This window comes from Amycolatopsis japonica, from assembly GCF_000732925.1.
GTDB classification, from domain to species: Bacteria; Actinomycetota; Actinomycetes; order Mycobacteriales; family Pseudonocardiaceae; genus Amycolatopsis; species Amycolatopsis japonica.
The window spans coordinates 8,238,045-8,259,198 of record NZ_CP008953.1; the positions used below are offsets into that span (position 1 = coordinate 8,238,045).

General features: G+C 68.0%; 18 protein-coding genes and 1 tRNA gene. 7 read left to right on the forward strand and 12 right to left on the reverse strand.

Features of this window, described 5'->3' with window-relative positions:
* Positions 1 to 45 precede the first annotated feature (45 nt).
* The 3 genes from AJAP_RS38225 to AJAP_RS38235 form a co-directional block, all read right to left on the reverse strand.
* Complete coding sequence (locus AJAP_RS38225) at positions 46 to 759, reverse strand: GAF and ANTAR domain-containing protein (RefSeq protein WP_038520675.1); 714 nt, start codon at positions 757 to 759, stop codon at positions 46 to 48.
* A gap of 29 nt (positions 760 to 788) precedes the next feature.
* Positions 789 to 1,622, reverse strand: a complete 834-nt coding sequence (locus AJAP_RS38230) for a GAF and ANTAR domain-containing protein (protein WP_228694792.1) — start codon at positions 1,620 to 1,622, stop codon at positions 789 to 791.
* A 238-nt stretch (positions 1,623 to 1,860) separates the two neighbouring features.
* On the reverse strand, positions 1,861 to 2,481 hold the full coding sequence (locus AJAP_RS38235; RefSeq protein ID WP_038520681.1) for a sigma-70 family RNA polymerase sigma factor: 621 nt from the start codon (positions 2,479 to 2,481) through the stop codon (positions 1,861 to 1,863).
* 304 nt (positions 2,482 to 2,785) lie between these two features.
* Here AJAP_RS38235 and AJAP_RS38240 point away from each other — a divergent pair, with 304 nt between their 5' ends.
* The gene (locus AJAP_RS38240) at positions 2,786 to 3,973 is read left to right on the forward strand and encodes a beta-1,3-glucanase family protein (RefSeq protein ID WP_038520684.1); all 1,188 of its coding nucleotides are present in this window, start codon (positions 2,786 to 2,788) and stop codon (positions 3,971 to 3,973) included.
* 4 nt (positions 3,974 to 3,977) lie between these two features.
* Here AJAP_RS38240 and AJAP_RS38245 read toward each other — a convergent pair whose 3' ends face one another.
* From AJAP_RS38245 to AJAP_RS38255, 3 genes are all read right to left on the reverse strand, one after another.
* Entirely contained in the window at positions 3,978 to 6,119 is a 2,142-nt protein-coding gene (locus AJAP_RS38245) for a terpene synthase family protein (protein WP_038520687.1), read from the reverse strand.
* A 105-nt stretch (positions 6,120 to 6,224) separates the two neighbouring features.
* Complete coding sequence (locus tag AJAP_RS38250) at positions 6,225 to 7,004, reverse strand: DUF3800 domain-containing protein (protein ID WP_038520690.1); 780 nt, start codon at positions 7,002 to 7,004, stop codon at positions 6,225 to 6,227.
* A 32-nt stretch (positions 7,005 to 7,036) separates the two neighbouring features.
* The gene (locus AJAP_RS38255) at positions 7,037 to 7,828 is read right to left on the reverse strand and encodes an ArsR/SmtB family transcription factor (RefSeq protein ID WP_038520693.1); all 792 of its coding nucleotides are present in this window, start codon (positions 7,826 to 7,828) and stop codon (positions 7,037 to 7,039) included.
* Between the two features lie 294 nt (positions 7,829 to 8,122).
* Here AJAP_RS38255 and AJAP_RS38260 point away from each other — a divergent pair, with 294 nt between their 5' ends.
* From AJAP_RS38260 to AJAP_RS38270, 3 genes are all read left to right on the forward strand, one after another.
* Positions 8,123 to 8,803 carry a hypothetical protein gene (locus tag AJAP_RS38260; protein WP_148311634.1) on the forward strand — a complete coding sequence of 227 codons (681 nt, stop codon included), beginning with the start codon at positions 8,123 to 8,125 and terminating at the stop codon, positions 8,801 to 8,803.
* 105 nt (positions 8,804 to 8,908) lie between these two features.
* Positions 8,909 to 9,307, forward strand: coding sequence for a hypothetical protein (locus tag AJAP_RS38265; RefSeq protein WP_051972736.1), 399 nt, complete (start codon positions 8,909 to 8,911; stop codon positions 9,305 to 9,307).
* 46 nt (positions 9,308 to 9,353) lie between these two features.
* Positions 9,354 to 10,247, forward strand: a complete 894-nt coding sequence (locus AJAP_RS38270; RefSeq protein ID WP_038520696.1) for a TIGR03619 family F420-dependent LLM class oxidoreductase — start codon at positions 9,354 to 9,356, stop codon at positions 10,245 to 10,247.
* Positions 10,248 to 10,309: 62 nt separating this feature from the next.
* Here AJAP_RS38270 and AJAP_RS38275 read toward each other — a convergent pair.
* Together AJAP_RS38275 and AJAP_RS38280 are read right to left on the reverse strand one after the other, a co-directional pair.
* A tRNA-Thr gene (locus AJAP_RS38275) sits at positions 10,310 to 10,385 on the reverse strand.
* Positions 10,386 to 10,429: 44 nt separating this feature from the next.
* Positions 10,430 to 11,998 carry an alkaline phosphatase D family protein gene (locus AJAP_RS38280; RefSeq protein ID WP_038520699.1) on the reverse strand — a complete coding sequence of 523 codons (1,569 nt, stop codon included), beginning with the start codon at positions 11,996 to 11,998 and terminating at the stop codon, positions 10,430 to 10,432.
* Positions 11,999 to 12,147: 149 nt separating this feature from the next.
* Between AJAP_RS38280 and AJAP_RS38285 the strand changes: the two genes are divergently transcribed.
* From AJAP_RS38285 to otsB, 3 genes are all read left to right on the forward strand, one after another.
* The gene (locus AJAP_RS38285) at positions 12,148 to 13,722 is read left to right on the forward strand and encodes a threonine/serine exporter family protein (protein ID WP_038520702.1); all 1,575 of its coding nucleotides are present in this window, start codon (positions 12,148 to 12,150) and stop codon (positions 13,720 to 13,722) included.
* 81 nt (positions 13,723 to 13,803) lie between these two features.
* Positions 13,804 to 15,255, forward strand: coding sequence for an alpha,alpha-trehalose-phosphate synthase (UDP-forming) (locus AJAP_RS38290; protein WP_038520705.1), 1,452 nt, complete (start codon positions 13,804 to 13,806; stop codon positions 15,253 to 15,255).
* A gap of 35 nt (positions 15,256 to 15,290) precedes the next feature.
* A complete protein-coding gene (gene otsB, locus AJAP_RS38295) occupies positions 15,291 to 17,819 on the forward strand; it encodes a trehalose-phosphatase (RefSeq protein WP_038520708.1) in 2,529 nt (842 codons plus the stop codon).
* A gap of 78 nt (positions 17,820 to 17,897) precedes the next feature.
* Here otsB and AJAP_RS38300 read toward each other — a convergent pair whose 3' ends face one another.
* The 4 genes from AJAP_RS38300 to AJAP_RS38315 form a co-directional block, all read right to left on the reverse strand.
* Complete coding sequence (locus tag AJAP_RS38300; RefSeq protein WP_038520710.1) at positions 17,898 to 18,170, reverse strand: MoaD/ThiS family protein; 273 nt, start codon at positions 18,168 to 18,170, stop codon at positions 17,898 to 17,900.
* Positions 18,171 to 19,223, reverse strand: a complete 1,053-nt coding sequence (locus AJAP_RS38305; RefSeq protein ID WP_038520713.1) for a sialidase family protein — start codon at positions 19,221 to 19,223, stop codon at positions 18,171 to 18,173.
* A gap of 165 nt (positions 19,224 to 19,388) precedes the next feature.
* The gene (locus AJAP_RS38310) at positions 19,389 to 20,345 is read right to left on the reverse strand and encodes a glycoside hydrolase family 6 protein (RefSeq protein WP_038520715.1); all 957 of its coding nucleotides are present in this window, start codon (positions 20,343 to 20,345) and stop codon (positions 19,389 to 19,391) included.
* Between the two features lie 115 nt (positions 20,346 to 20,460).
* A complete protein-coding gene (locus AJAP_RS38315; RefSeq protein WP_038520717.1) occupies positions 20,461 to 21,114 on the reverse strand; it encodes a C39 family peptidase in 654 nt (217 codons plus the stop codon).
* Positions 21,115 to 21,154 lie beyond the last annotated feature (40 nt).

Below are 21,154 nucleotides of genomic sequence, written 5' to 3' on the forward strand. Positions count from 1 at the left end.
GTCTAGGAATCGGCCTGGGGCGGACAAGCGCCGAACCGGTATCGCTCAGCGCGGGATTTCCACTGTGCGGTCGATGATCCCGGCGGCCACGGCGACGATCTTGCGGTTGTTGCTCCGCGCGTGGGCGCGCAGTACGCCGAACGCGTCGCTGACCGAAACGTGGAGCCGTTCGGCCAGAACACCTTTCGCCTGTTCGATGATCACCCGGCTGTTCAACGCCGTCTGCAGTTGCGTCGTGATGATCTCCTGCCGCTCCAGCAACCGGTGATGCAGGATGCCGATCGTGGCGACGTCCGCGAGTGCCTGCCCCAGCCGCACTCCCTCGTCGTCGAGCAAGGCGGGACGGGTGCCGAACAGGCTCAGCGCGCCGATCACCTCTTCCCGCAACCGCATCGGCAACGCGTACACGGAACGGAATCCGGCGTTTTCCGCCTCCCGCGCGAACTTCGGCCATCTTCCGCGCACACGCGCCAGATCCGGGCAGAGCATCGGCTCGGCTTCCCGATGGCAGTCCAGGCACGGCCCTTCGGAGTTCCGCAGCTGGAACAGTTCGAGCAACCGGGTCTGTTCGTCGGACGCGGCCACCATGGTGAGCGTGCCGCGCAGGTCGGCGAGCACCAACCCCGCCGTGCTGGCGCCGAGCAGTTCGACACATCTGAACGCGAGCACGTCGAGGAATTCGACGAGATCGAAGTCGTCCACCAGGGTGTCCGCCAGCTGCACGAAGGTTTCCCTCAGGTCGGCCGCCAGGTCGGTCATCTTTCCGGTATCTCCTTATCGCACATCCGTCATGACTCGGGCCGGAACGTGACCCGGCGCCGCACCACGTCCTCGGCGACCTCGTCGAGCTTCCGGTCGTTGAGGTAGGCGTAGGCGCGCAAGCGGGCGAGCGCGTCCGGAAGCCCGATCTCGAGCTGAGCCGACACCACACCCGCGGCTTGATACACCCGGGCGCGGTGTTCGGTGAATTCACGATCGATCAATTCACCGAGAACCGGCTCACCGGTATCGGCCAAGGCGAGGGTGATGACGGCCTCCGCGCAGACGAGTGCCTTCGCCAGACCCTCCTTCGAAGGGAGCCCGGCGAATTCGCGATAGCAGCCGACCGCACCCAAAGTGATCGCACCGACCTGAACCGGCACCGCGATGATCGATTTCACGCCGCTGTCGATCGCCTCGGGCGCGAACATCGGCCATCGGAGTGTCGCCTCCGAACTGGTCACATCGGTTACGACGACGAGCATACCGCTGCGGGAAACGTCCAGAGCCGGTCCTTCACCCAACGTGAACTGCAGCTCTTCCAATTCACGGCTGCGCGCATCGGTGGCGAAGACCGGCTCCGGCAAACCCGTTCCGGTGGCGAGCGTGAGCCCGGCACCGGCCGCCTCGAGCACTTCCCCGCAAACGACGCAGGCGTGCTCCACCGTCACCGCCGAATCGGTTTCCGAAGCGAGAAAACGCATCTTCGACCAGACCAAGGCGGCGCGATCATGCCGTGGAAACGTCATGGCATGCCTCCCGGGCGTGTCCGGATTCGGACGAGACCACCGGGGGCCGGAGCGAAAAGCGCTCGCGCGCCACGCCCATCTTCGCACGGTTTCGTCTCTTTGCCGCGCTTTCAACGACTTTTCGGCACCAATGCAGTAGCCCGAAGAGCTGAACGGCGGGTGCGGGTGGCCGTCAATCGTCCGTTCAGCCGGTTCCGGCTCCCCGGACCACGCCTAGGGTGGAGGCCGAGACCGCTTGTCCTGGCCCTCGGCAACGGCGCTCGCCGGCAAACTCTGGAGGGGCCATGTGCGTTCGCATTCTCGAAACCCGCGCCAAACGGGAGAATCCGTTGATCCGCCTGTTGATCCGTATTCAGCTCAAAACCTCTTGGCGCTGAACACAGGCCCGCAGCCTGCTGATCGCGCGATGTTTGGTCACCCTTACCCGTGACGACGTCGTGCCGAGGGCCGCCGCGGTCTCGTTCGACGTGAGTTCGCCGATCACCCGCATCCCCAGCACTTCGCGGTGGGAGACGGGCAGGGTCCGCATCAGCCTGCCGAGCCGGACCCCGAGTTCGGTCCGCAGTGCACGCTGCTCCGGTTCGTCCGCGAATCCCGCCGGTCTTTCGGGGAGTTCGTCGGTCAGGACCTGTTTGCTCCGCGCGACCTTCCGGAAGACGTCGGCGACCTTGTTCGCCGCGATGGCGCGCAGGAGGAACAGGAAGGAACCGCCGCGCACGCCGTACCCGGGGACGGCGACCAGGACCGCGAGGCAGATCTCCTGCGCCACGTCGGCCGGTTCGAGATAGGTCAGCTCGTGGCCGCCGAGGCGGGTCTCGGTGTACTGCCGCGCCCACGCCGCGACAGCGGACATGAGGTCGTCCATGCCGCGCGGCTCGCCGTCCACCGCGGCCTTCACGAGGCCGTCCCAGCCCGCGGCGGAAATCCACGTCTCACCGCCGCCGGTTCTCGGCATCGGAAATTCGTCGCTCATGTCCCGCTCCCCACGGATGAGAAAACCCGGCCGCCGGGGTCCAGGACGGAACCCGGACAACGGTAGTCGAGGAATCCGGCCACCTCAATCGGCGAAGGCCCGCGACGAATTGTCCGTCCCGGCGCAAAACCGGACAGATTCCCACCAGTGGTCTGGACATGTCGGCATACCGCGACGTAACTTCCCGTGCTGAGACCCCTCGCCAAGGTCACGCCCAGGCCGGGAACGCGCCCCCGGCCGACATCCGCAAGCACCGCCGCGGCGCGTCCACGCTCCGCGGCGGGATTCCGCCGAGGAGTGAACTGTGCGCATCCGCAAGAAAGTCCGGCGCGTTTTGACCGCGTTGGCGGTCGCCCTCCCCCTGGTCACCGGTGTTTCGGCGCTTTCGGCGTCCACCGCGGCCGCCGCCGGCCCCGATCCGCTGCCGCTGACCGTGACGAACAATTCGAACCGCTCCGACGCGGTCCACCTCTACGTGCTCGGCACGAACCTCAACACCGGGAAACTCGGCTACGTCAACGCCGCCGGCGCCTTCACCGCGTGGCCGCCGGGCGCGAACCCGCCGAGCCCCGCGCCGGACGTCTCGATCGCGGGCCCCGGCAACGGCGGCTCGACCACGCTGCGGATCCCGCGCATGCTCTCGGGCCGGGTCTACATGTCGTTCGGGCAGAAGATCAAGTTCTTCCTCACCCCGGACGGCCTGGTCCAGCCCGCGCCGTGGGCCGACGGCGACCCGAACCGCGACATCCTGTTCGACTGGAGCGAATTCACCTACGACAACGGCGGGCTGTTCATCAACAGCTCGCAGGTCGACATGTTCAGCGTGCCGCACGCCGTCGGGCTGACCAACGGGGCGGGCGCGAACAAGGAGGCCGGCCGTTTGAAGCCCGGTGGCCGCGAGAACATCTTCAACGCCGTCCAGGGCCAGTCCGGGTTCTCGAACCTGGTGTACAACCGGCTGCGGGTCCTCGCGCCGGGCAAGGGGCTCGACACCGGCAAGTTCAGTGGCAACTACCTCGACGGCTACGTCACGAGCGCCTGGAACACCTACAAGTCGACGCCGCTCACCGTCGTCCCGTTCGAGGCCGAACCCGGCAAGAAGTTCACCGGCCGGACCGGCGGGGACGACGTCCTGCGCTTCACCGACACCTCGGGTGCCGAAGTGGCGTCGTTCAGCAAGCCGAGCACCCGCGACGTCTTCAACTGCGACGGACGGCTGCACGCGCCGAACGACCAGGTCGTCGGCCCGATCGCGCGGACCCTGTGCGCGGCGCTGCACCGCTCGACGCTCGGCTCGCTGCACACCCAGCCGACGTATGACGCGGGCCAGTTCTACAAGCAGTCCGTGACCGACCACTACTCGCGGATCGTGCACGAGCAGATGGTCGACGGGAAGGCGTACGGCTTCGCCTTCGACGACGTCGGGCACTTCGAGTCGCTGGTGCACGACGGGGACCCGCGGACCGCGCGGATCACGCTGACCGCTTTCTAGACGATCAGCGCGCCCCGCTCCCGATCCGCCAAGCCGACATGCCGATCCCGCTCGGCACGAGCGAGAACACCGGCGGCTCGGGAGCGTGGACGCGCGCCAGCTCCTCCGGCGTGTACCGCACGCATTTCCGGTGCCATTCCAGGATTCCCGCCATCCAGTCCTTCAGGTGGTCCGCGTACCCGGTGACCGCCGCGCGGACGTCGTCGCCGAGCCCGAGGTCGTCGCACATCCGCGGCAGGTCCTCGTCGGCGAGCTGCTCGAACTGCGCCATCCGCGCGTTGCCCAGCCGGGCGGCGATGTCGCGGGCCTCGTTCCGGTCGACGTCCAAGAACCGCTCGGCGACGTACACGAGGTTGTGCGTCTCGCCCTCGTATTCGATCTCCTTCTGGTACGAGAACAGGTCGTTGGAGAACGCCGCGTAGTCCTGCGCCGCCGTGTCGAGTTCGAACAGCACGCGGTTGCGGAAGAGCTCGGCGGGCACGACGTCGCCGAGTTCGAGGAGCGCGAGGCTCTTGGTCAGATCGGAGCCGAACGTCCGGCGGCGCATCTCCACGTAGTCGACCGGGTCGGGGACGCGGTTCTGCGCCTGGTTCCCGACCTCCCAGACCCAGCTCGCGGTCATGCTCTCGACCGCCTGCCGGAACCCCGCGCGCGTGCGAGGGGACAGCGGTCCCGCGGTGCGGCCCCACAGGTCCGCGAGGCCGACCTCGATCGGGTTCGACGGCTTCGGCACCGGCTCACCTTCGAGCGGCATGAACAGGGAAAGCCGGTCGCTGCACAGTTTCGCCGCGACCGCGTCCCGTTTCGCCCCGAAGAGCAGCGGGAAGTAGTCGTCGCCGAACGTGCCCCAAGTGAGCCAGTCGGTCGACAGTTTCAGCCCATCGAGGTCCGCGTCCGGATCGATCATCGCGGCGCAATACGCGAGGTCGAGCCCGCGGAACCGGCGCTCGTCCCAGACCCCGCCGTCGAGCATCCCCATCTCCCGCGCCCAGCCGGGCGCGTATTCACGGGCGGCGGCGAGATGGGGGCTGGTGCGCACGGGATACGGCATGCGGAATTCCGGCAACGGCAGGTGCCCGGTTTTCGCGAACGGCGGCGGCGCCTGCTGCCGTATCCGCTGAACGAGCCCAGGCCCGTTGGCGGCCGCGCCCTCGTTCATGTACCGGCTCGACCGGGTGTGCCATTCGTGACCGCCGGATTGCCAGTCCTGCAGGCCCTTGACGTACAGGCCGACCGCGATCTGCTCGGGCAGCGAGACATCGCGCTCGGCGAGCAACGCGGGCACCTCGACGAGCGCGGTGTTCTCGAACTGCTGCAATCGCGAGGTCAGGAGGTCGTTGGTGAGTTCGGCGGCTTCCTGCGTCGGGCAGTCGAGGAACTTCTCGAAGACGAGGACGGCGTTGGAGTTCTCACCTTCTTCGCGCACTTCGCGTTGGTAGGAAAAGAGATCGTTGCGAAGGTGGACGGCGTCGGCGAACGTGTCGCGCAGTACCTCCATCGGCCTGGTCGCCGCTATCCCGTCGGGCACCTCGGCGCCGACGGCGAACTCGATGAGGTTCGCCGACCACGGCGCCCCGCCGACACGACGGCGCATCTGGACGTATTCGATGGGGTTCGCGATGCGGCCGCGGTCGATGTTGTCCAGTTCCCAGAGCGATTCGACCATCAGATTGTGCGTGCTGGTGACGAATCGCCGTCGCCAGGCCTCGGACATCGAAGGAATGGTGCGTGCCCAAAGGTTTTCAAGCCCGGCTTCGGCGGGATTCGCCGGTTCCGGTGACGTTTCCCCCGGCCCGGTCATGAACAGTTCCAAGCGGTCCAAATAGGCCTTGGCGCCCTCGGTGTTCCGGGTGTTCTTGAATTGCGCGAGGAAATCGTCGTCGAAGAAGAACACCCACACGTACCAGTCCGTGACCAGATCGAGGGACGGCCCGTCACAGTCCGGATGGGTGTGCGCGCAGAGCAGCGCGTAATCCATTTTCGCCAGCGCCTGCTCGGTCCAGACGACGTCACCGGACGGCGACGGCGAATCGAGCATCCCCATTTCCCCGGCCCAGGCCATACTGTGCGCCCGCGCCGCTTCGAGGTGCGGATTCATCCTGGCCGGATGGGGCAGGTAGAACTCGGGCAAGGTGAAAGCCTGCATCTGCGACTGCCTCCCGGGCCGGGGTCGGATCCGTTCCGACGTTTCCAGCCCGCCGCCGCGCCGGGCAACCGTCCAGCCGAGCGATTCGGTGTGCCATGGAGTGAATCAGTCCCAGAGTGACTCCGGATCGACATACGGCACGAGCAATCCGGTCAATATCTCGTCGCCGTTCCCGTTCAATGCGTCCTCCGCGATCCGGCGGGCGACGCCGACGAGGAAATCGGCGACCTGCACCCGCGGATCGGTCCGGGAATCCACGAACTTCACCCCGGCCAACCCCGGACTCGACTCGATCCGGGCGAGCCGGTCCCCTTTGAGCGACGGTTGTTCGTCGTGGACGAGGAAGACCGGCTCCCCTCCCGCGCTCCAGTACTCGATGGCGCGGAGGATCGCGGGCACCAGCGGATCGAGGCTCTTGGCGTCACGCGTCCGGCCGACCTTCGCCCGCAATTCCGCGGTGTCCCCGGCCATCGCGAAGAACGACCCCGCCGCCGGATCCCGGCGGTTCCTGGTCCGCAGCACGTCGTTGAACGCGGCGAGGAGCTCGTCGTCCGGCCGGATTTCCGGGCCGACGAGCGTCCGGAGTTCGTTCGCCAGCAGCCGTTTCTTGTCCACGAGGTACACCTGCGCACGCCCGTGGACCGGGCCGCGCGGACCGAGGAACCATTCGAGCACCCGCCGGTGCTTCGTGCGGAGGAGGTGGTTCGCCTTGTACTCGACCGCCGGCGAGCGGATCCTTCGCCGCAGCTCGACCAGGCAAGCCGCGGCCTCTTCGAGGCTCAGCCGGACCCCCGCGTGCGCGAACACGCCGGTCCGGCCGCCGATCAGTTTCTCGCCCTCGGACCCGGACTCGTCGCAGGCGATCTCCAGGGGCACGCTGCGCATCGTGCCCGATCGCGAGGGCCGGGTCGACCGGGTTATGCGGGTTCGGGCAGCGGCTCGCCGGTCTCCAGCAGCGATTTGAGGCTCGACAGGATCGACGGCCAGCCGCCCTTGACCATCTCCAGCGCGGTGCTGCCCTGGTCGAAACCGTCGTGCACCACGGTCAGCTTCACCATGTCGCCGACGGGTTCGAGGTCGAACGTCACCTTCGACCGCGACTCGGCCTGGAGCTTCGCCGACACGTCGTCGTCGAGCCCGACCGACTTGGCGAACTCCGGCGTGAAGGTGTGCCAGGTGTAGGACAGCCGTCGATACGGGTCGGACTCGAGGACGACCTGTTCGGGATCCTCCAGCTTCACGCCGAGCTGCTCCCAGGCCATCGTCGACCCGGCCTTCCAGTCCGAGGTGAACTCGCAACCCCAGTACCGCTTGGTGAAGACCGGATCGGTGAGCGCCTGCCACAGCCGCTCCGGCGTCGTCCTGATGTAGCTGGTGTACACGAATTCGTCGGTGCTCATGGGTTCCTGCTCCAATGCCTTCTTGAGGTCGGCGAGCGCGTCGACCCGGCCCTGGTGGTACCGGTCGATCCAGCGCTCGGCGATCGCGTTGATCGGCTCCGCGTTCACGTAGTGCAACTTCTCGCGGCCACGCCACACCGTGGTCACCAGATTCGCCGCTTCCAGCACGGCCAGATGCTTGCTGACCGACTGCCGCGCCATGTCCAGCCCCGCGCACAGCTCGCGCAGGGTCTGCCCGTTGCGGGCGTTCAGGTCGTCGAGCAACCGCCGCCTGCTCGGGTCGGCCAGCGCCTTGAAGACCTCGTCCATGCCGCTCTCCCTGATATGCAGCCTCGCGGCTGCCTTTGCAGATTAGGCAGCCGCACGGCTGCATGTCAAGCCGGCTGCTCAGGGTTCTCACCGAGCACGCGCGGACCCGGGACCAGGCTCAGCCAGTCGGTTTCCACACGAAGAAGACGCGAATACCACGGTTTCCCTCGCGACATCCCCTATTCATGAAACAGCCTCGGTATCGGACCGCCATCTCCCCTTAAGGGCGCCTTTCCGAGGTCTCGGGATATGCCCGGATGCTCGGCAGAATCGGTTCCGACACGCTTCATTTCCATGAAAGCCGATTCGCGGACGAAGCACGCCAGACGGTTGTTGCTGTGCCTGCATGTGCTGGCCTCGGTCGCCTGGTGCACGATGCAGCTGGCGCAGCTGGCCCTGTTGCTGCGCGGCTGGTCGTCCGACGGCCCCGCCCGCCTGGCGACCTTCGAACTCGCCGAGTTCCTCGAGAACACGGTCCTCGATCCGGCGGCCATCGTTTCCGCCTACACCGGGATGATGCTCTCTGCGCTGACGTCATGGGGTTTCTTCAAACATCGCTGGGTGATGGTCAAGTTCGTCATCACGGTCGCCTTGCTGGTCATCGCGAGCACGGTGGTGAGCAGGCTGCTGCCGTCGGTCGTCGAGGCGTTGCGAGCCGGAGCGGAAGAGCCGCGGATCCCGATCCTCGTCGGAACGTGCGGGATGGCGTGCGCCACCGCTTTCCTGCTCTGGGTCTCGGTCGTCAAACCCTGGGGGAAGACCGCCCGCCACGCGGCGGAATTGAAGGCCAAGAAAGCACGGGGCCGCAAAGAACCGGAACCGTCGCTGCCGGTCTACGTGGCGGTCTTGCTCATTCCCGCAATCGAGTTCGGCTTCGCACTCGACTACCCGATCCTCACTTTCGGAACGGTGATCGGCTACAGCATCTTCAAATTCGCCGCCGCGAACTTCTACATCCCGAAGGTGAAGTGCTGACGCCGGTTCTCTGATCGAGGCGTTCGCGGGCGCCCGCGAACGCCCCGTCACGTTTCCCCCGACTCCCTCGTCCAGGTGGCGACACGTCCACTCGAAGGAGTTCCCATGCCGACCCCGTTGCGCGTCGCGATCGCCGTGCAGACCCTGGCCGTCTTCCTCACCCCGATCTCCGCCGGTCTCCTGCTGACCGTGCCGAGTGGCCACACCCTGCACAGCGCCACGGCCTACACGCTGTTCGTCGTCGCGATGCTGCACGTGCTCATCGCGATCCTCGTGTGGCGGCCGGGTGGCGGCTCCGCCAAGCCGATCCTGCCCGCGGCCGTGTTCCTCGGTCTCACACTGGTGCAGGTGTTCCTCGGGATCGCGCACGTGACGGCGGTCCACGTCCCGCTCGGTGTCCTGCTGTTCGGCTTCAGCCTCGTGCAGCTGAGCCGGATCCGGCCCCTGCCACGGGAAGCGGCGGCGCCCGAGATACTTGAACGCGCAACCAAATGCGAGTACTAGTGGCACCAAGGCCGATACGGTCCGTCCATACCTCAGGGGAGTATCGATGCGTCTTGGGTTCAGCCTTCCGGTGTTCGGCAAGGCGGCGGCCACACCAGGTGGGATCGCGCGGTACGCGCGTACGGCGGAGCAGGCCGGGGCGGCCAGTCTCTGGGTCGGCGACCGGTTGCTGTCGCCGGTAAACCCGGAAGTGGCCTACCCGGGCTACGACACCATGCCCGAGGAGTTTTGGACCGCCCAAGATCCGTTCACCGCACTGGCCGTCGCGGCCGCCGTGACCGAAACCGCGATCCTCGGGTCCAGCACCATCAACGCGACGCAGTACCAGCCTGCCAACTTCGCCCGGCTGCTGACCAGCATCGACGTGGCCAGCAACGGCCGTCTGCTCCCCGGCCTGGGCATCGGCTGGTCACCCGACGAATACGCGGCCGTAGGCGTTCCGATGGCGGAACGCGGCAAGCGGCTGGACGATCTGCTCGATCTTCTCGACACCTGGTGGACCAAGGACACCGTGTCACACAACGGCATCGGCTACACGATTCCGGAGACCCACGTCCACCTGAAGCCGGTACGCAAGCCGCCCGTACACCTGGCCGGGTTCGGCGAGAGGGCACTGCGCCGGGTCGCCGAGCGGGCGGATGGCTGGCTGCCGGTCTGGACGGTGCCCGAAACCATCCCCGCCGACATGCTCACCTCCACCCTGGCCAAGATCCGGACCGACGCCGAACAAGCCGGTCGCGACCCGCGGACACTGGGCGTGGCGCTGCGAGTGAACGCCGCCCCGGACACGAAGCCGGAACTCATCGCCGAGTCGGTGACGAAGATCGTCGCGACACTTGCGCCGGACCACACCTTCGTCGACCTCACCTACCTGACCAGCAGCGTGGAAGAGCACATCGACCTCACCGGCCGCCTGCTGGAACTGACCGCCCGAGGCTGAAAGCGGAGCCCATAGGGGCCATGAACAGACCCCGCGAAACGCGAGGCATCAGCATGTCGATCTGGAGCCGCCAAGGGGGCTCGAACCCCTGACCTTCTGTTTACAAGACAGATGCTCTACCAGCTGAGCTATAGCGGCCTTGCCCAGGACAGCCTGGACAGGGCCAGTATATCGGCGCCCGTTCAGCGCTCCGCAGGGCGCACCCGCGGGTCCCCGGCCACCGTCCGGAAGGCGTGCGCGAACGTCACGGCGGTCGCCGGGTCCCGGCGGTCGGCGACGTAGTACCAGTTCATCCGAACGGCGTCCGGGGTCACCTCGAGGACGGCCGGACCGTGCGAGTCGAGTTCCACGAAGCGCACGTGCGGGTTCAGCGCGCGGATCGCGGCTTCGACCTTCAGCGAGCCGGTCCGCGGCGGGACGCCGAGCTGCTCGTCGATGTTGTCCGAGGTGACCGACGGGCAGACGAACTCGACGGCGACGCTCGCTCCGTCTCGCGGCACGTCGTTCGCCCACGACGAGTGGACGTCGCCGGTCAGGAACACCGTGTTGCCCCGGCCTTGCGCGGCGATGGTGTCGAGGACCCGTCGGCGGTCGGCGGTGTAGCCGTCCCATTGGTCGGTGTTGACCGTGGTCGGCTGGCCGTCGAGCAGGTCGTCGAGCGCGAGCCGTTCGCGCGTGGGCAGCGCGGGGATCTTGATGGGCGTGACCATCACCGAGTTCCCGATCAGGTTCCAGGACGCGGTCCCGCGTGCGAGGCCGTCCAGGAACCACTGCCGCTGATCGGCGCCGAGGATGGTGTCGTCCGCCGAGACCGGGCCGGGCTGCCGCGTCCGGTACGTCCGCAGGTCCAGCATGGTCAGGTCGGCCAGCTTCCCGAACTTCAGCCGCCGGTACAGCCGGTCGCCGCGATGCCGCACCGGCATCCATTCGAAGTACGCCCGGTGCGCGGCCCGCATCCGGTCCGCCCAGTCGCCCTCGGTCGCCGGGTCGTGTGACGGCGATCCGCCGGACCAGGCGTTGTCGGCGGCCTCGTGGTCGTCCCAGGTCGCGATCATCGGATGCCGGGCGTGGAGGCGCCGCAGGTGCTCGTCGGTCTTGTACATCGCGTGACGTTGCCGGTAGTCCGCGAGGGTGATCAACTCGTTGGGCGGTACCGACGGCCGGAGATCACCCGCAGGGTTGGGATTCCCTTCGTAGAGGTAGTCACCCAGGTGAATGAAGGCGTCCAGATCGTCGCGGCCGGCCAGATAGCCGTAGGGGGCGAAGTGACCGACAGCCCAGTTCGCACACGAGACCACGCCGAAGCGCAGGCTCTCGACGTCCTCGTCGCGCGGAGGCGCCGTGCGGGTCCGGCCGGTCTGCGAGACCTTCCCCTGAGACGTGAACCGGTACCAGTACCCGGTCGACGCGCACAGCCCGCCGGCCGTCACCTTCACCGTGTGGTCGCGTTCCGGGCCGGTCCGAAGGTGACCGCGAGCGACGACGCGGGTGAATCCGGCGTCCTCGGCCACCTCCCACCGGACGTCCACCGCCGCCCCTTTTCCGGATCCCGGAGCGGCCTCGGGCGAAGGCGTGACCCGGGTCCAGAGAAGGACCGAATCGGGCATGGGGTCACCCGAGGCGACCCCGTGCGCGAAAACCGGGGCTTCCGCCCCGCTAGATGCACCCGAAAGGGTGAATGTCGCCGCGGTTCCGGCAGCTGTCACACCGGCCGCGCGAAGAACGGAACGCCTGCTCACAGAGGACGCCATGGCATGCAGTGTGCCGTAAACCGGCGAGGTCGCGATGATCTTCCTCCGACGTGGCGGACGCCACTTCGGGTTTCCTGCAACGGTCGAGGCACCGGCCCCGATGCTCCTCGGGAAAGTCCCTCGAACCAGAGTGAGGAGGTGGATCGATCATGAAGATCAACGAGCACACCAAGGGAGCCCAGCACGGCGAACAGAGCGGGCACAGTGCCGAAAAGAACCAGGACGAAACACCCGAACGTGGCGAATGGCTGCTGGAAGCGCCGCGCCAGCGTGACGGAGAGCGATCGATCCCCCAGACTCGCTCGCACCGGCCGAATCTGCTGCGCCGCCGCGCCTGGCAGATCCTCGAAGCGCCGACGGCCGAGCAGCCCGCCGTCGACGTCGAAGAGGCGATGGGCCCGCAGCCGCCGGACGACACGACGGTCAACTTCGTCCTGGATCTCGTCCTGCGCATCGGCGAGGTCCAGATGTCGAGCGGCGCCGGCGCCTCCGACGTCACCGCGACGATCATCGCGCTGACCTCCGCGCTCGGCCTCCCGCACTGCGAGGTCGACGTGATCTTCACGTCGATCACGGTGACCTGTCACCGCGGCACCGACATGGCCCCGGTCACGGCGCTGCGCGTGGTCCGTTCGCGCAGCCTCGACTACACGCGGCTGACCCAGACCGAGACCCTGGTCCGCCGGATCGTCCGCGGCAACATCGGCGCCGAGGAGGCCCAGCAGGAACTGCAGCGGATCACGACCGCGCCGCACCCGTACCCCCGTTGGGTGGCCACGGCCGCTTGGGGCGGGCTGGCCGCGTTCATCACCCTGATCCTCGGCGGCAGCATCGACGTCGCGCTGGTCGCGCTGGTGATCAGCGCGGTCATCGACCGGCTCGGCCGGTTCTTGAACCGCTTCGCGCTGCCGTTCTTCTTCCAGCAGGTGATCGGCGGCCTGGTCGCGACGTTGTCCGCGATGGCGATAGTCAGCAGCAACCTGCTCACCACGGACAAACCCACGCTGGTCGTCGCGGCGGCCGTCACCGTGCTGCTGTCCGGGCTCTCCACGGTTTCCGCCGTGCAGGACGCCATCACCGGCTACTACGTCACGGCGGCCGGGCGCACGACCGAGACCGCGCTGATGAGCGCCGGGCTGATCGCGGGCGTGGTGCTCGCACTGAAGATCGCGGTACTGCTCGGCCTGCCGCTGACGCCGCTGCCCGAGGTCGTTTCCTCGACGCCGCAACAGCTGCCGATCATCATCATCGGCAGCGTCGGCGCGTCGGCCTGCTTCGCGCTCGCCTCGTATTCGACCCTGCGCGCGATGATCGTCGCGGGAGCGGCCGGGGCGATCGGCGGCGCCGTGTACGGCGCGTTGATGCTGACCGACTTCCAGGCCGTCAGCTCCTCCGCGGTCGCCGCGACGCTGGTCGGTTTCTGCGGCGGCGTGCTCGCCAGGCGCCTCAAGGTGACGCCGCTCGTGGTGGCTGTGTCCGGCATCACGCCCCTCCTCCCCGGTCTCTCCACCTATCGTGGTCTATACCAATTGGGCGTCGAGCCCGGCGGGAACATCTCGACGCTGATGACCGCGGTCGCGATCGGGCTTGCCCTGGCAGCGGGTGTGGTACTCGGCGAATACCTGGCGCAGCCGGTGCGCACGGGGCTCGGCAGGCTGGAACGCAAATTCGCCGGGCCGCGGATGGCGGGTCCGCTGGAACCCGCCGAACGACGCTTGGAGTGATCGCTCGGCGACGGGCCGTGGCCTCCTCGCGCGATAGGGTTTCCGCTTAGGGCAGCGACCCGCGATTCGAGGGAGCGGCTGGTGGACGATGTGATTGCCGAGACGAGCAGAACGGCCTCCGCGGATTTCGTGGTGGTGGCGAACCGGCTACCGGTGGACCTCGAACGGACCGCCGACGGGAGCAGGCGCTGGACGGCGAGCCCCGGCGGACTGGTGTCGGCGCTCGAGCCGTTCCTGCGGTCGCGCAAGGGAGCCTGGGTCGGGTGGCCGGGTGTGCCCGACGTCGACGTCGAGGAGTTCGACGACGACGGCCTGGTGCTGCACCCGGTCTCCCTGACGTCGGACGACGTCCGTGACTACTACGAGGGCTTCTCCAACGCGACGCTCTGGCCGCTGTACCACGACGTGGTGGCGCGGCCGGTGTTCGACCGGAGCTGGTGGGAGTCCTACGTCCGGGTGAACCGGCGCTTCGCCGAGGCGAGCGCCAAGGTCGCCGCCGAGGGCGCGACCGTGTGGATCCAGGACTACCAGCTGCAGCTGGTCCCGGCGATGCTCCGCGAACTGCGTCCCGACCTCCGGATCGGGTTCTTCCTGCACATCCCGTTCCCCCCGGTCGAGTTGTTCATGCAGATGCCGTGGCGGACGGAGATCGTCCGAGGCCTGGTCGGGGCCGACCTCGTCGGATTCCACCGGCCGGGTGGCGCGCAGAACTTCCTCTGGCTGGCGCGGCAGCTGGCCGGTCTCGAATCCAGCCGCGGCGCGGTCGGCATCCGCACCCGCCCCGGCCTGATGCAGGTCGGCGACCGCACGGTGCGGGTCGGCGCGTTCCCGATCTCCATCGACGCCATCGGCCTCGACAAACTCGCCAAGACCAAGGGCGTCGCCGAACGCGCCGCCCAGCTGCGCCGTGACCTGGGCAACCCGAAGAAGGTCCTGCTCGGCGTCGACCGGCTCGACTACACCAAGGGCATCGACCTGCGGCTGCAGGCGCTGCACGAGTTGCTGCACGAGGGCCGCGTCCGTCCGGAGGACGTCACGTTCGTCCAGCTGGCCACGCCGAGCCGCGAGCGCGTCGAGCACTACCAGCGGATGCGCGGCGACATCGAGCAGATGGTCGGGCGGATCAACGGCGAATTCGCGCGCGTAGGTCACCCGGTCGTGCATTATCTGCATCAGTCCGTGAACCGGACGGAGCTGGCCGCCTTCTTCTCCGCGGCCGACGTCATGGTGGTCACTCCCCTGCGTGACGGGATGAACCTCGTCTGCAAGGAGTACGTCGCCTGCCGCCACGACCTGGGCGGTTCGCTCGTGCTTTCGGAGTTCGCCGGCGCCGCGGCCGAGCTGACCAGTGCGCTCCTGGTCAACCCGCATGATCTGGACGGGGTGAAGAACGCCTTGGAGACTGCCATTACGCTCGACCCCGCAGAGGGACGCCGCCGTATGCGCGCCATGCGTCGACAGGTCCTCACGCATGACGTCGACCGCTGGGCGCGCTCGTTCCTCCAAGCGCTCGGTGCCGAACCGGCCGACTGATCCCCCTACCCCGCATAGTTCCCGAGGAGAAATCGTTGACCGCCGAGGCACTGCCCGCCGAGCTGCGGCGTGCGATCGTTCAGGTCGCGCGCACCCCGCGGCTGCTGGTCGCCTGCGACTACGACGGCACGCTGGCTCCGATCACGGCCAACCCGGACGAAGCCCGTCCCCTGCCCGAATCGGTAGGTGCGCTCAGGTCGCTGGCCGGCCTGCACGAGACGACCACCGCGGTCATCTCCGGCCGCGCGTTGCGTGATCTCGCCACTCTTTCCCGCCTTCCGGCCGAGGTGAACCTGGTCGGCAGCCACGGATCCGAGTTCGACATCGGCTTCATCCACGCGCTCGACGACAAGGCCCGCGAACTCCACAGACGGCTCGAGGCCGAGCTGGAGAACCTGGTGCTCGACGTGCCGGGTGTCTCGCTCGAGGTCAAACCCGCGAGCATCGCGGTGCACGTCCGCCGCGCCGAGCACGAGGCCGGACGACGAGTCCTCCGCGATGTCCACAATGGACCTTCGAAATGGGAGGGCGTCTCGACGACCGACGGCAAGGAGGTCGTCGAGCTCGCGGTCGTCCAGACGGACAAGGGCCGCGCGCTGGACACCCTGCGCCACCAGGTCGGTGCGACGGCGGCGGTCTTCCTCGGCGACGACGTCACCGATGAGAAGGCGTTCGCCCGGATCTCCGGCCCGGACCTCGGCGTGAAGGTCGGCGACGGCGAAAGCCTGGCCCAGTACCGGGTTCCGGACACGGTCGACGTCGCGATGGCGCTCGCGTTCCTGCTCGAAGAGCGGCGCAACTGGCTCTACGGCGAGCAGGCCCCGCCGATCGAGCGGCTTTCCCTGCTGGCCAACGAACGTTCGGTCGCGCTGGTCACGCCGGACGCCAGGCTGACCTGGCTGTGCCACCCCGGCCCCGACGCGCCCGCGATCTTCGCGGACCTGCTCGGCGGTGCCGGCGCGGGCCACTTCTCGATCAAGCCGCACCGCAACGGCCTGCCGCTCGGGCAGCGTTACCTGCCGAACACGATGACCGTCGAGACCCGCTGGTCGCGCCTGCTCGTCACCGACTACCTCGAACCGGAGAGCCCCGCGCACCGCACGGATCTCGTCCGGGTGATCTCGGGTGAGACGGCGGCGGAGATCGTGTTCGCGCCGCGGCCCGAATTCGGCGGCGTCCCGGTGACGCTGCTCGCCCAGAGCGACGGGATCCTGGTGCAGGGCACCTCGGAACCGTTCGCGCTGCGCTCGCCCGGCGTCGAGTGGGAGATCACCTCCGACGGTATGAACGACACCGCGACGGCGCTCGTCACTCCCTCCCCGGAAAACCCGGTGGTGCTCGAACTCCGTTGCGGCACTTCGGATCTCAGCGAGCACGAACTGTCCGAAATGGAGCGACGGACGCGCGCGGGCGACTACTGGAGCACCTGGGCACGGACGCTCAAGCTGCCCAGCGTCCAGACCGACCTCGTCGGCCGCTCGGCGCTCACCCTGCGCGGGCTGGTGAACACTGACACCGGCGGCGTGCTCGCGGCGGCGACGTCCTCGCTGCCGGAGGAGATCGGCGGCGTCCGCAACTGGGACTACCGCTACTGCTGGATCCGCGACGCGGCCATGACCGTGCGCGAACTGGTCCACCTCGGCTCGACCGAAGAGGCCGAAGGCTACCTCCGGTGGCTGCACGGCGTTCTGTCCACTTTGGCCGGTCCGGAACGGCTGCACCCGCTGTACACCTTGGCGGGCAGCGTGATCGGCGCTGAAGCGGTCATCGAATCGCTGCCCGGATACGCCGGTTCGCGGCCGGTCCGCGTCGGCAACCTGGCGAACCACCAGGTACAGCTGGACGTGTTCGGCCCGGTCGTCGAACTCGTGCAGACGCTGGCCGAGGCGCGCGGTGAACTGCGCGACGAGGACTGGCAGATGGTGCGCGCGATGGCCGAGGCCGTCACGCGACGCTGGAACGAGCCGGACCACGGCATCTGGGAGGAACGGCACGTGCCGCGCCACCGGGTGTACTCGCGGGTGATGTGCTGGGTGACCATCGACCGGGCGGTGAAACTGGGCGAGGTCTACGGCCGCGCGGTGCCGGGCGCGTGGCCTTCGCTGCGCGACGAGATCGCCGCGGACGTGCTGGAGAAGGGCTGGAACGAAGAGGTCCAGGCCTTCACCACCGCCTACGACGGAACGGACCTCGACGCCGCTTCGCTGTTCGTCGGGCTGACCGGGCTGATCGACCCGGCCGACCCGCGCTTCCAGTCCACGGTGACCGCGATCGAGGCGGAACTGCGCAGTGGGTCCACCGTGTACCGGTATCGCCGCGACGACGGCCTTCCCGGCGGCGAGGGCGGTTTCCACATTTGCGCGGCCTGGCTCATCGAGGCGTACCTGCTCACCGGGCGGCGCACCGAGGCCGAGGAACTGTTCACGCAGATCGTCGACGCGGCGGGCCCGACCGGCCTGCTGCCCGAGCAGTTCGACCCGATCGCGGAACGCTCGCTGGGCAACCACCCGCAGGCGTACTCGCACATCGGGCTGATCCGGTGCGCGAACCTGCTTTCCCAGTAGATCGCTTCACGTGTCAGGAAAGGGTCGTTCAGGACGTTTTTCGTCCTGAACGACCCTTTCCTGACATTCGGCGGATGCTCAGCCCCCGGCGACCGACGGAATGATCTGGACCTCCTTCACCTCGGCGAGTGAGGTCTTCGCCCCATCAAGCCGTCGGCATTCCTCACCGTCCACATAGAAGTTCACATAGCGCCGCAGCGCACCCGTCTCGTCGCGCAAACGCCGTTCCAGAGCGGGAAAACCGGCGCCGAGCGAGTCCAGGACCGCGTCGAGCGTCGGGGCGTCGACGTCGAGCGTCGCCTCTCCGCCCGCGAGCGACCGCAGCATCGCGGGCAGCAGGACCCGGACCATCTAGACCACCTGGGCCCGGACGCACAGCACGTCCGGCAGATGCGCGGCCACCTGATGCCAGGTGTCGCCCCCATCGGGGCCGGCCCACACTTCACCGGATCGCGTGCCGAAGTAGATACCGTCCCGCGCGTCGACGCACATGCCGTCCCGAAGCACACCCGCGTAGAAACCCTTGTCCGGCAAGCCGTTTCCGAGTCCCGTCCAGGTCTCGCCCGCGTCCTCGCTGCGGTAGACGCGGCAGCGGCCCTCCGGCGGGAACCGGAGCACGTCGGCCACCAAGGGGAAGTTGTAGACGGTGTCCGGCTCGGTCGGATGGACGACCATGGCGAATCCGAAGTCGTTCGGCAGGCCGCCGGCGATGGACTTCCACGTCTTCGCGTCGTCGTCGCTGCGGTAGACACCGCCGTGGTTCTGCAGGAAGAACCGTTCGGGCCGCGCCGGATGCATCGCGACCTTGTGCACGCATTGCCCGAATTCGGGTTCCTCGTCGGGCAGGAATCCCGCGCTGATCCCGCGGTTCGACGCCGTCCAGCTCTTGCCGCCGTCCTCGGTCCGGTACACGCCACCCGTAGACATGGCGACGGTGATCCGCCGGGAATCCGTGGGATGCGGCAGGATCGTGTGGATCATCTGGCCGCCGCCACCGGGTGTCCAGTGTGGACGGTGCTCGTGGTCCCACAGCCCGCGCACGAGTTCGAAGGTCCCGCCGCCGTCCTCGGACCGGAACAGCGCGGACGGCTCGACACCGGCGTAGACGACGTCCCCGGCGAGCACGATCTGCCAGATGCCTTCGAGCGCGGTCTCCGTGTCGGCGGGGAAGGCGACCGGGGCGTGATCGGGTTCGGACCAGGTCTCGCCGAAGTCCTCGGACGTCGCGATCGTCGGTCCGAAGTGTTCGTTGACCGCGGCCGCGTAGACCTTGCCGGGAGTCAGCGCGACCGCGCGCACCGCCTCCATCGGGAACTTCGGCTCGGAGAGCTCCCAGTTCTCGCGATCCTCGCTGCGGGCGAGGAACAAGCCCTTCCTGGTACCGATCCCCAGCTGGAACTCCACGACGCAGTCCTCCTCGCTCCGGTGATGTGACCCAGGTCACCGTACTACCAGGAGCGGGGAAATGGAGGCGTCGCGCCGGCTGCTGTCCAAGGGGTCGTGGCCTTCGCCTTCTCGGGAGAACGAGGGTCACAGACGAGCAGCCGGCGCGACGGGCTTTCGGGGCGGTCAGGTGCCGCTGATCAGGCGCAGGGCGAGATCGGGGCTGAACTGACCGGCTTCGACGTTCGGCGCGATCCCGCATTTGCCGTCGGAGTCGCCGGGCACCTTGACCCAGAGCAGCATCTCGGCGCCGCCGCCGGTCTGCGAGGTCGCCCCGAGCTTGCGCCCGGCCGGGTTGCACCACTCGGAGCCCAGCGGGCCGTTTCCGTTGCGGCTCGTGTCGATCACGAACGGCTTCGTGTAGCCGTACTTGCTCGACAGCGCGGCGCTGACGGCCTTGCCGTAGTTCGCCGAATCGGTGGTGGTCTTGTAGTTCGACACGTTGATCGCGAGACCGCGGATCGACTTCACCCCGACGGCGTTGAGCCGGTCGGCCATGGTCGCGGCGGGGATCCAGGTCGAGTTGCCGCCGTCCATGTACGCCCAGGTGTTCGGGGCCTTCGCGGCGAACTGCTCCGCGGCGTACTTGAGGAGGTCGAGGCGGGTCTGGCGCTCACCGGTGGGCAGGCAGTCGAGCTGCGCGAGCGCGTCCGGCTCGATGACGACGACCGCGGGCTTGCCGCCGATGCCGTCGGCGAAGTTCGAGATCCAGGTCCGGTATGCGTCCGGGCTGCCCGCGCCGCCGCCGGAGTGACCGCCGCAGTCACGGCCGGGGATGTTGTACGCGACCAGGATCGGCAGCTTGTCCGCGACGTCGGCGGCGTAGGTGTAGCCGTCGACCGCGGTCTTGATGTTCCCGCTCCAGTTGCCGAACCAGCGCGCGCCCGCCTTGGTGGAGATGGCGGCCTTGATCTTGTCGGCGGTGCTGCCCGGGTGGTCCTTGACCCAGACCGCGGGGTTGGAGTTCGGGTCGACGTAGAAGCCGTTGGTCTTCTCGAGCGGGTTGCCGTCGGCGGCCATGGCCGGCGAGGCGACCAGGGCCAGCAACGAGGCGGCCAGCAGACCGAGCGTCTTGATGCGCATGTTCCCCAGCTTCGGGCCCTTCCGTACAAGATTCGTACAACCCACGCGTTTCGTCCTCTGAATGCGATCCTTGCGCGCGCAAGTAACGCATTCAGAGGACGAAACGCGGCGTGGGTCAGGCCGAGTAGCCCTTCGGCGGGATCAGGGTGGCGAGCTGGTTGAAGGTGAGCCAGTAGATCTGGTTGCCGCCGAAGTTGGCCGGGTCGGCGATCTTCACCGTCATGTTGTCGCTGTTGTAGCCGATGATCGTGAAGTAGTGGTAGATCGTGTAGTTCGGGTAGCCCGGCGGGTGGTTGTTCGCCGGGGCGACGATGTTCGCGACGATCGCGTAGCCCTTGTCGACGTCCAGCACGATGTCGCGCCACAGCAGGTCGCGCTGCGCCTGGGTCGGCGGGTCGTTCGGCATCTCCTTGGTCTCGTACCAGCCACCGGCGACGTGGTTGTTGAGGACGCGGGTGACCTGCCCGATCCAGTCGGTGCCGTTGGTGGTGGTCGGCAGTTCGTTCGCGAGCTGCTGCTGGCTCGGCGGGTTGCCGTTCTTGGCCGAAATGGCGATCCGGGTGGCGGCCGGGCCGCACCAGTACCCGGTCTCCTGGATCTGGTACTGGATGTTGAGCTCCGCGGCCGCCTTGACCCCTTCGACCTTGGCGGGCGGGGCCATCGACGTCACATCGACGGCGTTTTCACCTTGGGCGAGCGCCACCGCCGGAGCGGTGATCAAGGCGGACGCCGCGAGCGCGGCGACGACCACGGTCCTGAGTCGACGCATGGTAATCCTTCCCCAGTTTCACTTTTGAATGGTGAATAGT